Consider the following 15,528-nt stretch of genomic DNA (forward strand, 5'->3'; position numbering starts at 1 on the left):
AAGGGTCCCATTCAGAAGCGTCAGGAGTTTCGCATGTCTCGGTCCGCCGCGACCGTTCGTCGTGTCGTCAAGGCGTACGACGTGCGCGGGCTGGTCGGCGAGGAGCTCGACGAGCCGCTGGTCACCGACCTGGGCGCCGCGTTCGCCAGGCTGATGCGCGCAGAGGGGGCCAGCCGGGTGGCCATCGGTCACGACATGCGGGACAGTTCGCCGGGGCTGGCCGCCGCGTTCGCGGGCGGGGTGACCGGCCAGGGCCTCGACGTGGTGCGCATCGGCCTGGCGTCCACCGACCAGCTCTATTTCGCCTCGGGGTTGCTGGACTGCCCCGGCGCGATGTTCACCGCGAGCCACAACCCGGCCGCCTACAACGGCATCAAGCTGTGCCGGGCCGGCGCCAAACCGGTGGGCGCCGACACCGGGCTGGGCGTCATCACCGAGGACGTGATCGCCGGGGTCGCGGCGTACGACGGGCAACCCGGGACGGTCACCGATCAGGACGTGCTCGCGGACTACGGGACGTTCCTGCGGTCGCTGGTGAACACCTCCGGGCTGCGCCCGCTGCGGGTGGCCGTGGACGCCGGCAACGGCATGGCCGGCCATACCGCCCCGGCGGTGCTCGGCGCGATCGACTCGATCACGCTGTTGCCGTTGTACTTCGAGCTCGACGGCTCCTTCCCCAACCACGAGGCCAACCCGCTCGACCCGGCCAACCTGGTGGACCTGCAGAAGTTCGTCCGCGACAGCGGCGCCGATATCGGGCTGGCCTTCGACGGCGACGCCGACCGGTGCTTCGTGGTCGACGAGGGCGGCCACCTGGTTTCGCCGTCGACGGTGACCAGCCTGGTGGCCGCGCGCGAACTGGGCCGCGAGATCGGCGCCACGATCATCCACAACGTGATCACCTCCCGCGCGGTGCCCGAGCTGGTCACCGAACGCGGCGGCACACCGCTGCGCTCGCGGGTCGGCCACTCCTATATCAAGGGCCTGATGGCCGACACCGGCGCGATCTTCGGCGGCGAGCATTCCGCGCACTACTACTTCCGCGACTTCTGGGGCGCCGACTCGGGGATGCTGGCGGCGCTGTACGTGCTGGCCGCGCTCGGCGAGCAGGACCGGCCGCTGTCGGAACTGACCGCCGACTACCAGCGCTACGAGTCCTCCGGCGAGATCAACTTCAAGGTGGCCGACGCGTCGTATTGTGTGGACGCGGTCCTGAAGTCGTTCGGCACCCGGATTCAGTCCATCGATCATCTGGACGGGGTGACGGTCGATTTGGGCGACGGCAGCTGGTTCAACCTGCGCAGCTCCAACACCGAGCCGCTGCTGCGGCTCAACGTGGAGGGCCGCACGACCGAGGACGTCGACGAGCTGGTCGCCGCGATCAGCACCCAGATCGCGGCCCAGGAGGCCGCCCCGTGAGCACCACCCGGTTGATCGACCTGGAGGACACCGGCGGCCTGCTGGAAGCCGACCGGGAGGGCCTGCTGCGGGCGGCGTCGTCGGCGGGCGCGCAGGTGCGCGCGATCGGCGCCGCGGCCGACGAAGGCGCGCTCGAGGGGCTGCGGGCCGACGACCGCGCGCGCAGCGTGATCTGGGTGGCCGGCCGCGGGACCGCCGAGACCGCCGGTGCCCTGCTGGCCGCGACGCTGGGCGGGTCGGCCTCCCAGCCGATCACCGTCGTCGGCGAGGTGCCGCCGTGGGTCGGCCCGCTGGACGTGCTGATCGTCGCCGGCGACGACCCCGGCGATCCCGCGCTGGTCAGCTCCGCCGCGACCGGGGTGCGCCGGGGCGCGCGGGTCGTCGTGGCGGCGCCGTACGAGGGTCCGCTGCGCGACTCGACGGCGGGGCGGGTCGCGGTGCTCGAGCCGCGGGTCTTGGTTCCCGCCGAGTTCGGGTTGTGCCGGTACCTGGCCGCCGGCCTGGCCGTGCTGCGAACCGTCGACCCGCGACCCGGTGTCGACCTCGGGTCGCTGGCCGACGAACTGGACGCCGAGGCGCTGCGCAACAGCGCCGGCCGTGAGCTGTTCACCAACCCGGCCAAGACGATCGCCGAGCGGCTGGTCAATCGCCGCGCCGCGCTGGCAGGCGACTGCGCCGCGACGCTCGCGCTGGCCCGGCACGGCAGTTCGGTGCTGCTGCGGGTCGCCCACGAGGTGGTCGCCGCCACCGGGCTAGCCGACGCGGTGGCGGCGCTGCGGGCGGCGGCCCAGTGGGGCTCCGGGGGCGCCGCGTCCTCGGTCGAGGACCTCTTCCACGACGAGGAGATCGACGGGCCGCGGCCCGACCTGCTCCGCGTGCTGGCGCTGACGCTGCGCGACGAGCAGACGGTGGTGGCCGCCCGCACCGCCGGGCTCGACAACGTCTACCTGCTCGCCGCCGAGGATGTGCCCGACGGGCCCGGCGGCGCGGCCGGCTCCACGGTCGCGCCGGCGTTGGGGGGCGCCATCAGCGCCGAGCAGCAACTGGCAGTATTGGCCGTTCGGCTGGAGATGGCCGCGGTTTATATGCGACTGGTACGGGGATAAAGAGACAAGTGGAACTGCTTCGCGGGGCCTTACGGACGTACGCGTGGGGATCGCGCACCGCCCTGGCGGAATTCACCGGGCGGGCGGTCCCGGCGGCCCACCCGGAGGCCGAGCTGTGGTTCGGCGCGCACCCGGGCGACCCGGCCTGGCTGGAGACGGGTAAGGGCGAGGTCTCGTTGCTGGAGGCGCTGGTCGCCGACCCGGAGGGGCAGCTCGGCCCGGGGTCGCGCGCCCGCTTCGGGGACGTGTTGCCGTTCCTGGTCAAGGTGCTGGCCGCCGATGAGCCGCTGTCCCTGCAGGCCCACCCGAGCGCCGAGCAGGCGGTCGAGGGTTACCTGCGCGAGGAGCGGCTGGGCATCCCGGTGACCTCGCCGGTCCGCAACTACCGCGACACCTCCCACAAGCCGGAGTTGTTGGTGGCGCTGCAGTCGTTCGAGGCGCTGGCCGGCTTTCGTCAGGCGTCGCGGACCGTCGAGCTGCTGCGCGCGCTGGCCGTCTCCGACCTCGACCCCTACATCGACCTGCTGAACGACCAGTCCGACGCCGACGGCCTGCGCGCGCTGTTCACCACCTGGATCACCGCACCCCAGCCCGACATCGACGTGCTGGTGCCCGCCGTGCTGGACGGCGCGATCCACTACGTCAGTTCCGGGGCAACGGAATTCGCGGCCGAGGCCAAGACGGTGCTGGAACTGGGCGAACGCTATCCCGGTGACGCCGGCGTGCTGGCGGCGTTGTTGCTCAACCGCATCATCCTGGCCCCGGGGGAGGCCATCTTCGTGGCGGCCGGCAACCTGCACACCTATCTGCGCGGTTTCGCCGTCGAGGTCATGGCCAACTCGGACAACGTCTTACGCGGCGGGCTCACCCCCAAGCACGTCGACGTGCCCGAGCTGCTGCGGGTGCTGGACTTCACGCCCACCACGGAGGCGCAGCTGCGCCCGCCCGTCCGCCGCGAGGGGTTCGGCCAGATCTACCAGACCCCGACCGACGAGTTCGCGGTCGCGCTGCTGGCGCTCGACGGCGAGTACCTCGGGCACGAGGTCGACGCGGGGTGCGCCCACGAGGGCCCGCAGATCCTGTTGGCCACCCAGGGCTGCACGACGGTGCACGCCAAGTCCGGATCGCTCACGCTCGAGCGGGGAATGGCGGCGTGGGTGGCGGCCGACGACGGGCCGATCCGCCTCGTCGCGCGCGAGCCCTCCAAGCTGTTCAGGGCGACCGTAGGGCTGTGAGCGGCCGGCGGTCTTTGGCCGCCGCCCGGCGCTCGCGCAGCCACAGCCGCATGTTGTGCGCCATCGTGCGGCCGACGATGCGCGGCGGCGGGACCATGTACAGGCTGTCCAGCAGCGAGAAGCGGCGCAAAAACCATTCGGCCAGAACGGGTTCCGTCTCGGCGGCCCCGAGGAACTGGTCGAACAGCGCGCCGGACGGTCGCCACCACCACGGCGCCGGCCCCTTGGGCCGGGCGTGGTGGAAGGTGACGTCGCCGATGGCGTTCATGATCCACACCGGGTAGGTCGTCTTAGCCGTCGCCCGATTCAGTTCGCGGGCAAGGTCATTCGATGCCAGCGCCCGCCGCAGGTGACCGGCCTGTAGCACCGTCATCGTCATGCCCTGCCCGAAGGTGGGGTTGAAGCTCGCGACGGCGTCACCGAGCGGGACGATGCCGGCCGGGAAGCGGTCCAGCTTGTGGTAGCGGCGCCACCGGCTGGCCGGAAACGCGTGATAGGCCGGCTCGCCGACCGGTTCGGCCTGCGCCAGTGCGGCATTGAAGTGCGCGGGCAGCAGCTTGCCGGCCAGCGCCAGCATCTCGGGGAACGTCGCGGGCGGCTTGACGCCGCCCACGCCGAACGTCGTCAGCACCCACACGCGGTCCTCGTAGTGCAGCATGCCCAGCCCGAGCGGCTCGTCGTGGGAGGCCCCGGCGACCACCACCTTCTCCGCGATCAGGCCCTCGGGCATGCGGAACTGCTGGGTGGCGTAGTTGATGCCGATGTCGATGGTGGCCTCGACCGGGCGCCGATATCCCCACTGCTCCAACCAAACCGGCAACCGGGTGCCCCGGCCGGCGGCGTCGACGACGAGATCGGCCGGCACGAACTCCGGCTCGCCGTCCCCCTGCGGGTCCAGCAGCACGCCGGTCACCCGCTGGCGGGCGCGGTCGAACCGCGGCTCGGCGACCGAGCGGCGGATGATCTCGACGTTCTCGATGTCGCGGACGCGCCGGCGCAGCTGCCACTCCAGGTGCGGGCGGCTGGGCACGTAGGCGGTGAACTCGTCGCGCAGCGTGTGCCCCGTCCCCAGGACGTGGCCCGCGGCGCCGAGGTGGATGCAGTCGGGCCGGTTCTCCAGCATGGGCACGCCCGCGTCGACCATGTCGTCCAGCAGGCCGGGGAACAGGCCCTCGAACTCCGCCGCGCCGCGGGCCATCAGCATGTGCAGGTGCCGGTCCTGGGGGACCGCCGCGCGGTGCGCCGGCGCGCTCGGCAGCTCGTCGCGCTCGTAGACGCTGACCCGCGAATAGCAGTCCGACAGCACCCTCGCGGCGCACAGGCCGGCGATGCTTCCCCCGATCACCACGGCGTGGTCCCTCATGTTTTCCCCCGCTTTCCGCTCTGTCCGCAGACTACCCAGTACTGTGCGGTCCAACGGGTCCCTAGGGGTCGGGAAGGCGGACGAATGGCAAATCGATGGCGCACGAAATCGGTCGAGCAATCGATCGCCGACACCGACGAGCCGGAGACCCGGCTGCGCAAGGAGTTGACCTGGTGGGACCTGGTCGTGTTCGGCGTCGCGGTGGTGATCGGCGCCGGCATCTTCACGGTCACGGCGTCGACCACCGGCGACATCACCGGGCCGGCCATCTGGATCTCGTTCGTGATCGCCGCGGCCACCTGCGCGCTGGCGGCCCTGTGCTACGCCGAATTCGCCTCCACGCTGCCGGTCGCGGGCAGCGCCTACACCTTTTCCTATGCCACCTTCGGTGAGTTCCTGGCCTGGATCATCGGCTGGAACCTGGTGCTGGAGTTGGCAATCGGGGCCGCCGTCGTGTCCAAGGGCTGGTCGAGCTACCTGGGCAACGTGTTCGGATTCGCCGGGGGCACAGTGCAACTCGGATCGGTCAACCTCGACTGGGGCGCGCTGCTGATCGTCGCGGTGGTCGCCACCCTGGTCGCCCTGGGCACCAAACTGTCGTCACGCTTCTCCGCCGTGATCACCGGCATCAAGGTGTCGGTGGTGATCTTCGTCGTGCTGGTGGGCGTCTTCTACATCAAGGGCTCGAACTACTCGCCGTTCATCCCGAAGCCGGAGGCCGGGCACGAGTCGTCGGGCATCAACCAGTCCGTGCTGTCGCTGCTGACCGGGGCGCACAGCAGCCACTACGGCTGGTACGGCGTGCTGGCGGGCGCGTCGATCGTGTTCTTCGCGTTCATCGGGTTCGACATCGTGGCCACCATGGCCGAGGAAACCAAGAAGCCGCAGCGCGACGTGCCCCGGGGCATCCTGGCGTCGCTGGCGATCGTGACCGTCCTCTACGTCGCGGTGTCGGTGGTGCTGTCCGGCATGGTCTCCTACACCCAGCTCAAGACCGTGCCCGGCGGCAAGCCGGCCAACCTCGCCACCGCCTTCGCGGCCAACGGGATCGACTGGGCCAGCAAGATCATCGCGATCGGCGCGCTGGCGGGCCTGACCACCGTGGTGATGGTGCTGGTGCTCGGGCAGTGCCGCGTGCTGTTCGCGATGGCCCGCGACGGGCTGCTGCCGCGGTCGCTGGCGAAGACCAGCGCGCGGGGGACCCCGGTTCGGATCACCGTGCTGGTCGCGATCGTGATCGCCTTGACGGCCTCGGTGTTTCCGATCGCCAAGCTCGAGGAGATGGTCAACGTCGGCACGCTGTTCGCGTTCGTGCTGGTGTCGGCGGGGGTATTGGTGCTGCGGCGCACCCGGCCCGACCTGGAGCGCGGGTTCCGGGCGCCGTGGGTGCCGCTGCTGCCCATCGCGTCCATCGCCGCCTGCGCGTGGCTGATGCTGAACCTCAGCGCGCTGACCTGGGTGCGCTTCGGCGTCTGGCTGGTGGTGGGGACCGCGATCTACGCCGGTTACGGGTACCGGCACTCCGTTCAGGGGCGCCGGCAATCCGGGGAGCTGTCCTCGGTGGCGCCGGCGGAAGTCGGTCCCACGGGCTGAGCCCGATGGTTTACAAAACGGCGCTGTGTGTCTAGACATGAGACGCAGACTGCCGTATTGTCCAACCTCAACGTGGCATGACACACAAGGAGGTTTGGCAGATGACCACACACAGCCCAGCGGAGGCGCCGGTCTGGCGGGACAAGAAGCGCCATCTGTGGCTGATGGGGCTGATCGCGCCCACTGCACTGTTCGTGATGCTGCCGATCGTCTGGGCGTTGAACCGGCTCGGCTGGCACGCCGCCGCGCAGGTGCCGCTGTGGATCGGGCCGATCCTGCTCTACGTCCTGCTGCCGATCCTCGACCTGCGGTTCGGGCCCGACGGGCAGAACCCGCCCGACGAGGTGATGGAACGGCTGGAGAACGACAAGTACTACCGCTACTGCACCTACGTCTACATCCCGTTCCAGTACCTCAGCGTGGTCCTGGGCGCCTACCTGTTCACCGCGTCGAACCTGAGCTGGCTCGGCTTCGGCGGGGGCCTGGGCTGGGCGGGCAAGCTGGGCGTGGCGCTGTCGGTCGGGGTCCTCGGCGGGGTGGGGATCAACACGGCCCACGAGATGGGGCACAAGAAGGACTCGCTCGAGCGGTGGCTGTCCAAGATCACGCTGGCCCAGTCCTGCTACGGCCACTTCTACATCGAGCACAACCGCGGCCACCACGTGCGCGTGTCCACTCCGGAGGACCCGGCGTCGGCCCGCTTCGGTGAGACGTTCTGGGAGTTCTTGCCGCGCAGCGTGTTCGGCAGCGTGCGCTCGGCGCTGGGCCTGGAGGCGCAGCGGCTGCGCCGGCTGGGCAAGAGCCCGTGGGACCCCCGGACCTATCCGTCCAACGACGTGCTCAACGCGTGGGCGATGTCGGTGGTGCTGTGGGGCGCGCTGATCGCGCTCTTCGGCCCGGCGCTGATCCCGTTTGTCGTCGTCCAGGCGGTCTTCGGATTCAGCCTGCTGGAGGCGGTCAACTACCTCGAGCACTACGGGCTGTTGCGGCAGCGGCTCGAGGCGCCGGCCGGGAAAGCGCGCTACGAGCGGTGCGCGCCGGTGCACAGCTGGAACTCCGACCACATCGTGACGAACCTGTTCCTGTATCACCTGCAGCGGCACAGCGATCACCACGCCAACCCGACCCGTCGCTACCAGACGCTGCGCAGCATCGAGGGCTCGCCCAACCTGCCGAGCGGGTACGCGTCGATGATCTCGCTCACCTACTTCCCGCCGCTGTGGCGCCGGGTGATGGACCACCGCGTGCTGGCGCACTACGACGGCGACATCACCCGGGTCAACGTACAGCCGCGGCTGCGCGAGAAGCTGCTCGCGAAGCACGGGGTGCCGGCGTGATCGCCTATCGATGCCCCGGTTGCGACTACGTTTATGACGAGGCGAAAGGCGCTCCGCGGGAAGGCTTTCCCGCGGGCACGCGGTGGGAGGATATCCCCGACGACTGGTGCTGCCCCGATTGCGCGGTGCGCGAGAAGGTGGACTTCGAGATACAAGGAGCTACGGCATGAGCGACTACAAGCTGTTCCGCTGCATCCAGTGCGGCTTCGAGTACGACGAGGCGCTGGGCTGGCCGGAGGACGGGATCGCGCCCGGCACCCGCTGGGACGACATCCCCGACGACTGGAGCTGCCCGGACTGCGGCGCCGCGAAATCGGACTTCGAAATGGTGGAAGTGGCCAGACCGTGAACGCCTCACCCACTACTGTCGCGCCTGTGAAGCGGATGCCCTACGCCGAGGCGTCACGCGTCCTGTTGCGCGACTCGGTGCTCGACGCGATGCGCGACCTGCTGCTGGCGCGGGACTGGTCGTCGATCACGCTGGCCGACGTGGCCCGCGCCGCGGGCATCAGCCGCCAGACCATCTACAACGAGTTCGGCTCGCGCCAGGGCCTGGCCCAGGGGTACGCGCTGCGCCTGGCCGATCGCCTTGTCGACGCCGTCGGGTCCGCGATCGACGTCAACGTCGGGCACATCCACGAGGCGTTCCTGCAGGGTTTCCGTTCCTTCTTCGCGGAGTCGGCCGCCGACCCGCTGGTGATCTCGCTGCTGACCGGCGTCGCCAAGCCCGACCTGCTGCAGATCATCACCACCGACAGCGGGCCCATCATCGCCCGGGCGTCGGCGCGCCTGACCACGGCGCTTACCCAGAGCTGGGTGGCGACCAGCGACGAGGACGCCGGGGTGCTGGCCCGCGCCATCGTGCGGCTGGCGCTGAGTTATGTGTCCATGCCGCCGGAGGCCGATCACGACGTGGCGGCGGACCTGGCCCGGCTGATGACGCCGTTCGCGGAGCGTCATGGGGTCGCGGCTACAGTGGCGGAAGAACATACCTAAGCTAAGTACCGCTTGGAACCCTTAAGCCACTGATAAAGGAAGCGCAAACGCTATGACGACGACCGAAAGTTCGTTAACCGCCGACGTCCGCAACGGCATCGATTTCAAGGTCGCCGACCTGTCGCTGGCGGACTACGGAAGGCGGGACATCGAGCTGTCCGAGCAGGAGATGCCGGGTCTGATGTCGCTGCGCCGCGAGTACGCCGACGTGCAACCGCTCAAGGGCGCACGGATCTCGGGCTCGCTGCACATGACCGTGCAGACCGCGGTGCTCATCGAGACCCTGGTCTCGCTCGGCGCGCAGGTCCGCTGGGCGTCGTGCAATATCTTCTCCACCCAGGACCACGCCGCCGCCGCGGTGGTCGTCGGCCCGTACGGCACCCCGGAGGAGCCCAAGGGCGTCCCGGTGTTCGCCTGGAAGGGTGAGACGCTGGAGGAGTACTGGTGGGCCGCCGAGCAGATGCTCACCTGGCCAGACGAGCCCGCGAACATGATCCTCGACGACGGCGGCGACGCCACCATGCTGGTGCTGCGCGGCGCGCAGTACGAGAAGGCCGGTGTGGTGCCCCCCGCCGAGGAGGACGACCCCACCGAGTGGAAGGTCTTCCTGGAGCTGCTGCGCAACCGCTTCGAGACCGACAAGGACAAGTGGAGCAAGATCTCCGAGTCGGTCAAGGGCGTCACCGAGGAGACCACGACCGGCGTGCTGCGGCTCTACCAGTTCGCCGCGGCCGGTGACCTGGCCTTCCCGGCCATCAACGTCAACGACTCGGTCACCAAGTCCAAGTTCGACAACAAGTACGGTTGCCGGCACTCCCTGATCGACGGCATCAACCGCGGCACCGACGTGCTGATCGGCGGCAAGAAGGTGCTGATCTGCGGCTACGGCGACGTCGGCAAGGGCTGCGCCGACTCGGTCAAGGGCCAGGGCGCGCGCGTCGTCGTCACCGAGATCGACCCGATCAACGCGCTGCAGGCGCTGATGGAGGGCTACGACGTCGAGACGGTCGAGGACGCGATCGGCACGGCCGACATCGTCATCACCGCCACGGGCAACAAGGACATCATCACGCTCGAGCACATGAAGGCGATGAAGGATTACGCCGTCCTGGGCAACATCGGGCACTTCGATAACGAGATCCAGGTCGCCCAGCTCGAGAAGTCCGGCGCCACCAAGGTGAACATCCGCCCGCAGGTCGACGTGTGGACGTTCGGCGACAGCGGCAAGTCGATCATCCTGCTGTCCGAGGGCCGGCTGCTGAACCTTGGCAACGCCACCGGGCACCCGTCGTTCGTGATGAGCAACAGCTTCTCCAACCAGGTGATCGCGCAGATCGAGCTGTGGACCAAGAACGACGAGTACGACAACGAGGTGTACCGGCTGCCCAAGCACCTCGACGAGAAGGTGGCGCGCATCCACGTCGAGGCGCTCGGCGGCCAGCTGACCAAGCTGACCAAGGAGCAGGCCGAGTACATCGGCGTCGACGTCGACGGTCCCTACAAGGCCGACCACTACCGCTACTGATTTCCTGCGCGAGCAGACGCAGAATCGCACCACCGAAGCCACTCGCGTGCGATTCTGCGTCTGCTCGGCATACCGGCGATAGGCTCGCGCCGTGCTGATCGCGATCGAAGGGGTCGACGGCTCCGGCAAGCGGACGCTGTCCGACGGCCTGCGCAAGGCGTTCGAAGGCGCCGGGAAGTCGGTCGCCACACTGGCTTTCCCGCGGTACGGGCAGTCGGTGACCGCCGACCTCGCGGCCGAGGCGCTGCACGGCGCGCACGGCGACCTGGCGTCGTCGGTCTACGCGATGGCCACGCTGTTCGCGCTCGACCGTGCCGGGGCGATCGGCGAGATCGCGGCGCTGGACCGTGACCACGACGTCGTGATCCTCGATCGTTACGTCGCCTCCAACGCGGCCTACAGCGCGGCGCGGCTGCACCAGGACGCGGCGGGCGAGGCGGCGGCCTGGGTGCACCGGCTGGAATACGAGCGGTTGCGGGTGCCCGCGCCCGACTGTCAGGTGCTGCTCGCGGTGCCCGCCGAGCTCGCCGCGCGGCGGGCCCGGCACCGCGCCGAGCACGAGCCGGGACGCGAGCGCGACAGCTACGAACGCGACGACGGGCTGCAGCAGCGCACCGGCGCGGTCTACGCCGAGCTGGCCGAAGCGGGCTGGGGCGGGCGCTGGCTGGTCGTCGACGCCGACGTCGATCCGGGGCGGCTGGCGGCGTCTTTGGCGGCCGAATAGCACAAAATTGTCACGATTTGCCCGTATCGAATACGAAACGCCCGTGTGGTGCGCCGAATTTGTCCCGATCTGGTGACACCATGGACTCCATGAGGCAAAGGATTTTGGTCGTCGACGACGACGCTTCGCTGGCCGAGATGCTCACCATCGTGCTGCGTGGGGAGGGCTTCGACACCGCGGTCATCGGCGACGGGACTCAGGCCCTGACGGCGGTGCGCGAGTTGCGGCCCGATTTGGTGCTGCTGGACCTGATGCTGCCGGGCATGAACGGCATCGACGTGTGCCGGGTGTTGCGCGCCGACTCCGGCGTGCCCATCGTGATGCTGACCGCCAAGACCGACACCGTGGACGTGGTGCTCGGCCTGGAGTCGGGCGCCGACGACTACATCATGAAGCCGTTCAAGCCCAAGGAGCTGGTCGCCCGGGTGCGCGCGCGGCTGCGGCGCAACGACGACGAGCCCGCCGAGATGCTTTCCATCGCCGACGTCGACATCGACGTGCCGGCGCACAAGGTCACCCGCAACGGCGAGCAGATCTCCCTCACACCGCTGGAGTTCGACCTTTTGGTCGCGCTGGCACGCAAACCGCGCCAGGTGTTTACTCGTGATGTGCTGCTCGAACAGGTGTGGGGATACCGGCACCCGGCGGACACCCGCCTGGTGAACGTGCACGTCCAGCGTCTGCGGGCCAAGGTCGAGAAGGACCCGGAGAACCCGACCGTGGTGTTGACCGTTCGAGGAGTGGGATACAAGGCCGGACCTCCGTGATCCGGGAGGTTCTTTGATCTGGGGGTCTCGGCAACGCACTAGGAGTCGCTGGGGTCGCTCCGGCCCCATGACGCGTGGCATGGGTGCGGTGAGTCGGGTCGTGGGCGCTGCCTGGCGCCGATCGCTGCAATTGCGGGTCGTCGCGCTGACCCTCGGCCTGTCGCTCGCCGTCATCCTGGCGCTGGGTTTCGTGCTGACCAGCCAGGTCACCAACCGCGTGCTGGACGTGAAGGTCCGGGCCGCGATGGAGCAGATCGAGCGGGCGCGCACGACCGTCGCGGGCATCGTCAACGGCGAGGAGACCCGCTCGCTGGACAGCAGCCTGCAGCTGGCCCGCAACACGTTGACCTCCAAGACCGACCCCGCCTCGGGCGCCGGCCTGGCCGGCGCGTTCGACGCGGTGCTGATGGTGCCGGGCGACGGCCCGCGCGCCGCCAGTGCGGCCGGGCCCGTCGACCAGGTGCCCAACGCGCTGCGCGGCTTCGTCAAGGCGGGACAGGCGGCCTATCAGTACGCCACCGTGCACACCGACGGCTTCTCCGGGCCGGCGCTGGTCATCGGCACGCCGACGTCGTCGCAGGTCGCCAACCTCGAGCTGTATCTGATCTTTCCGCTGAAGAATGAGCAGGCCACCATCCAGCTGGTGCGCGGCACGATGATCACCGGCGGCGCGGTGCTGCTGGTGCTGCTCGCCGGGATCGCGCTGCTGGTCTCGCGCCAGGTGGTGGTGCCGGTCCGGTCGGCGTCGCGGATCGCCGAGCGGTTCGCCGAGGGGCACCTGTCCGAGCGGATGCCGGTGCGCGGCGAGGACGACATGGCGCGGCTGGCCGTGTCGTTCAACGACATGGCCGAGAGCCTGTCGCGCCAGATCACCCAGCTCGAGGAGTTCGGCAACCTGCAGCGCCGGTTCACCTCCGACGTCAGCCACGAACTGCGCACCCCGCTGACCACGGTGCGCATGGCCGCCGACCTGATCTACGACCACAGCGCCGACCTCGATCCCACCCTGGCCCGGTCCACCGAGCTGATGGTCAACGAGCTGGACCGGTTCGAGACGCTGCTCAACGACCTGCTCGAGATCTCGCGGCACGACGCCGGTGTGGCCGAGCTGTCCGTCGAGGCGGTGGACCTGCGTGCCACCGTGCAAAGCGCCCTGGGCAACGTGGGCCACCTGGCCGAGGAGGCCGGGATCGAGCTGCTCGTCGAGCTGCCCGACGAAGAGGTGATCGCCGAGGTCGACGCGCGCCGGGTGGAGCGGATCCTGCGCAACCTGATCGCCAACGCCATCGACCACGCCGAGCACAAGCCGGTGCAGATCCGGATGGGCGTCGACGAGGACACCGTCGCGGTCACCGTCCGCGACTACGGGGTGGGGCTGCGGCCCGGCGAGGAGAAGCTGGTGTTCAGCCGGTTCTGGCGCTCGGACCCGTCGCGGGTGCGCCGCTCCGGCGGCACCGGGCTGGGCCTGGCGATCAGCATCGAGGACGCGCGGTTGCACCAGGGCCGGCTGGAGGCGTGGGGCGAGCCCGGCCAGGGCGCCTGCTTCCGGCTGACGCTGCCCCTGGTGCGCGGCCACAAGGTCACCACCAGCCCGCTGCCGTTGAAGCCGATCCCGGAGCCGCCCCCGCCGCCGCGCCCGGACGCGCCGCGCCCACGCGAGCACGCCGAGCGGAGCGTCTGATGCGGCGGTTGCTCGTGCTTCTCTCGCTCGCGTTCGTCCTCGCCGGCTGCGCGGGGGTGCCCAGCTCGTCGGCCCCGCAGGCCATCGGCACCGTCGAGCGGCCGGCCCCGTCGAACCTGCCCAAGCCGACCCCCGGCATGGACCCCGACGTGTTGCTGCGCGAATTCCTCAAGGCCACCGCCGATCCGGCGAACCGGCACCTGGCGGCCCGGCAATTTCTCACGCAGTCGGCGTCCAACTCGTGGGACGACGCCGGCAGCGCGCTGCTGATCGACCACGTGGTGTTCGTGGAAACCCGTGGCGCCGAACGGGTTTCGGCGACCATGCGGGCCGACATCCTGGGCTCGCTGTCCGACGTCGGGGTGTTCGAAACGGCCGAGGGCGTGCTGCCCGACCCCGGGCCGATCGAGTTGGTCAAGACGTCGGGCGGCTGGCGAATCGACCGCCTGCCCAACGGGGTCTTCCTGGACTGGCAGCAGTTCCAGTCCACCTACAAACGCAACACCCTGTACTTCGCCGACCCGACCGGCAAGACGGTGGTGCCCGACCCCCGCTACGTCGCGGTGTCCGATCACGACCAGCTGGCCACCGAGCTGGTGTCCAAGATGCTGGCCGGGCCGCGGCCCGAGATGGCCCACACCGTGCGCAACCTGCTCGCCCCGCCGCTGCGGCTGCGCGGGCCGGTGACGCGGGCCGACGGCGGCAAGAACGGCATCGGCAAGGGCTACGGCGGCGCCCGCATCGACCTGGAGAAGCTGTCCACCACCGACCCGCACAGCAGGGCATTGCTTGCGGCACAGATCATTTGGACGCTGGCCCGGGCCGACATCAGGGGCCCGTACGTGATCAACGCCGACGGCGCACCGCTGGACGACAGGTTCGCCGAGGGGTGGACCACCTCCGACGTCGCCGCCACCGACCCGGGCGTGGCCGACGGCGCCGGCGCGGGGCTGCACGCCCTGGTCAACGGGTCGCTGGTCGGGCTGGACGGACAGCACGCCAACACCGTGCCGGGGGCGTTCGGGCGGGTCGGCGACCAGACCGGCGCCGCGCTGTCCCGCAGCGGGCGGCAGGTGGCGTCCGTGGTGACGCTGCGCCGCGGCGCCCCGGACCAGGCGGCGTCGCTGTGGATCGGCGACCTGGGCGGCGAGGCGGTCCAGGCCGCCGACGGGCGCAACCTGACGCGGCCCAGCTGGTCGCTGGACGACGCCGTGTGGGTGGTGGTCGACAACAACAACGTGCTGCGCGCCATTCAGGAACCGGCGTCGGGTCAGCCCGCCCGCATCCCGGTGGATTCCGCCGTGGTGGCCTCCAGCTTCCCCGGGCCCATCACCGACCTGCAGCTGTCGCGCGACAGCACGCGCGCCGCGATGGTGATCAACGGCCAGGTCATCCTCGCCGGTGTGGAGCAGACGCAGGCCGGGCAGTACGCGCTGACCTACCCGCGGCGGCTGGGATTCGGCCTGGGCAACTCGGTGGTGTCGCTGTCGTGGCGCACCGGCGACGACATCGTCGTGACCCGCACCGACGCCAACCATCCGGTGTCCTACGTCAACCTCGACGGGGTGAACTCCGACGCGCCATCCCGCGGCCTGCAGATGCCCGTCACGACGGTCGCGGCCAACCCGTCGGCCGTCTACGTCGCGGCCCCGGACGGGGTGCTGCAGTATTCGGCGTCGGCCCCCGAAACCCAGCAGAGCTGGTCGGAGGTGTCCGGGTTGTCGACGCCCGGCGCGTTGCCGGTGCTGCCGGGCTAAGTGCTCGGCCTTCTTTCTGCGGGCT

14 protein-coding genes are annotated in these 15,528 nt (G+C 70.1%); 13 read left to right on the forward strand and 1 reads right to left on the reverse strand.

What is annotated here, in order from left to right:
- Positions 1–33 precede the first annotated feature (33 nt).
- The 3 genes from AC5Y7V_RS07655 to manA are packed head-to-tail and all read left to right on the forward strand — an operon-like array spanning position 34 to position 3,760.
- Complete coding sequence (locus AC5Y7V_RS07655; protein WP_499879405.1) at positions 34–1,419, forward strand: phosphomannomutase/phosphoglucomutase; 1,386 nt, start codon at positions 34–36, stop codon at positions 1,417–1,419.
- Positions 1,416–2,525 carry a TobH protein gene (locus AC5Y7V_RS07660; RefSeq protein WP_499879406.1) on the forward strand — a complete coding sequence of 370 codons (1,110 nt, stop codon included), beginning with the start codon at positions 1,416–1,418 and terminating at the stop codon, positions 2,523–2,525. Before AC5Y7V_RS07655 ends, AC5Y7V_RS07660 begins: the two co-directional genes overlap by 4 nt.
- A gap of 8 nt (positions 2,526–2,533) precedes the next feature.
- Positions 2,534–3,760 carry a mannose-6-phosphate isomerase, class I gene (gene manA / locus AC5Y7V_RS07665; RefSeq protein ID WP_499879407.1) on the forward strand — a complete coding sequence of 409 codons (1,227 nt, stop codon included), beginning with the start codon at positions 2,534–2,536 and terminating at the stop codon, positions 3,758–3,760.
- Here manA and AC5Y7V_RS07670 read toward each other — a convergent pair.
- On the reverse strand, positions 3,738–5,108 hold the full coding sequence (locus AC5Y7V_RS07670) for an FAD-dependent oxidoreductase (protein ID WP_499879651.1): 1,371 nt from the start codon (positions 5,106–5,108) through the stop codon (positions 3,738–3,740). The two genes, manA and AC5Y7V_RS07670, sit on opposite strands and share 23 nt — an antisense overlap.
- 99 nt (positions 5,109–5,207) lie before the next feature.
- Here AC5Y7V_RS07670 and AC5Y7V_RS07675 point away from each other — a divergent pair, with 99 nt between their 5' ends.
- From AC5Y7V_RS07675 to lpqB, 10 genes are all read left to right on the forward strand, one after another.
- Positions 5,208–6,716, forward strand: coding sequence for an amino acid permease (locus tag AC5Y7V_RS07675; protein ID WP_499879408.1), 1,509 nt, complete (start codon positions 5,208–5,210; stop codon positions 6,714–6,716).
- Between the two features lie 101 nt (positions 6,717–6,817).
- The gene (locus tag AC5Y7V_RS07680; protein WP_499879409.1) at positions 6,818–8,053 is read left to right on the forward strand and encodes an alkane 1-monooxygenase; all 1,236 of its coding nucleotides are present in this window, start codon (positions 6,818–6,820) and stop codon (positions 8,051–8,053) included.
- Positions 8,050–8,223, forward strand: a complete 174-nt coding sequence (locus AC5Y7V_RS07685; RefSeq protein ID WP_499879410.1) for a rubredoxin — start codon at positions 8,050–8,052, stop codon at positions 8,221–8,223. The genes AC5Y7V_RS07680 and AC5Y7V_RS07685 overlap by 4 nt, the downstream gene beginning before the upstream one ends.
- A complete protein-coding gene (gene rubB, locus AC5Y7V_RS07690; RefSeq protein WP_068100530.1) occupies positions 8,220–8,402 on the forward strand; it encodes a rubredoxin RubB in 183 nt (60 codons plus the stop codon). Before AC5Y7V_RS07685 ends, rubB begins: the two co-directional genes overlap by 4 nt.
- 35 nt (positions 8,403–8,437) lie before the next feature.
- The gene (alkX, locus tag AC5Y7V_RS07695) at positions 8,438–9,049 is read left to right on the forward strand and encodes a TetR family transcriptional regulator AlkX (protein WP_499879652.1); all 612 of its coding nucleotides are present in this window, start codon (positions 8,438–8,440) and stop codon (positions 9,047–9,049) included.
- A gap of 52 nt (positions 9,050–9,101) precedes the next feature.
- Positions 9,102–10,574, forward strand: a complete 1,473-nt coding sequence (ahcY, locus tag AC5Y7V_RS07700) for an adenosylhomocysteinase (protein WP_499879411.1) — start codon at positions 9,102–9,104, stop codon at positions 10,572–10,574.
- A 91-nt stretch (positions 10,575–10,665) separates the two neighbouring features.
- Positions 10,666–11,298 (forward strand): dTMP kinase, encoded by a 633-nt coding sequence (locus AC5Y7V_RS07705; protein WP_499879412.1) that lies wholly within the window; start codon positions 10,666–10,668, stop codon positions 11,296–11,298.
- Between the two features lie 80 nt (positions 11,299–11,378).
- A complete protein-coding gene (gene mtrA, locus AC5Y7V_RS07710) occupies positions 11,379–12,065 on the forward strand; it encodes a two-component system response regulator MtrA (RefSeq protein ID WP_055576516.1) in 687 nt (228 codons plus the stop codon).
- Positions 12,066–12,078: 13 nt separating this feature from the next.
- Positions 12,079–13,746, forward strand: a complete 1,668-nt coding sequence (mtrB, locus tag AC5Y7V_RS07715; protein ID WP_499879413.1) for an MtrAB system histidine kinase MtrB — start codon at positions 12,079–12,081, stop codon at positions 13,744–13,746.
- The gene (gene lpqB, locus AC5Y7V_RS07720; RefSeq protein WP_499879414.1) at positions 13,746–15,503 is read left to right on the forward strand and encodes an MtrAB system accessory lipoprotein LpqB; all 1,758 of its coding nucleotides are present in this window, start codon (positions 13,746–13,748) and stop codon (positions 15,501–15,503) included. The genes mtrB and lpqB overlap by 1 nt, the downstream gene beginning before the upstream one ends.
- Positions 15,504–15,528 lie beyond the last annotated feature (25 nt).

This window comes from Mycobacterium sp. NGS34, from assembly GCF_059812845.1.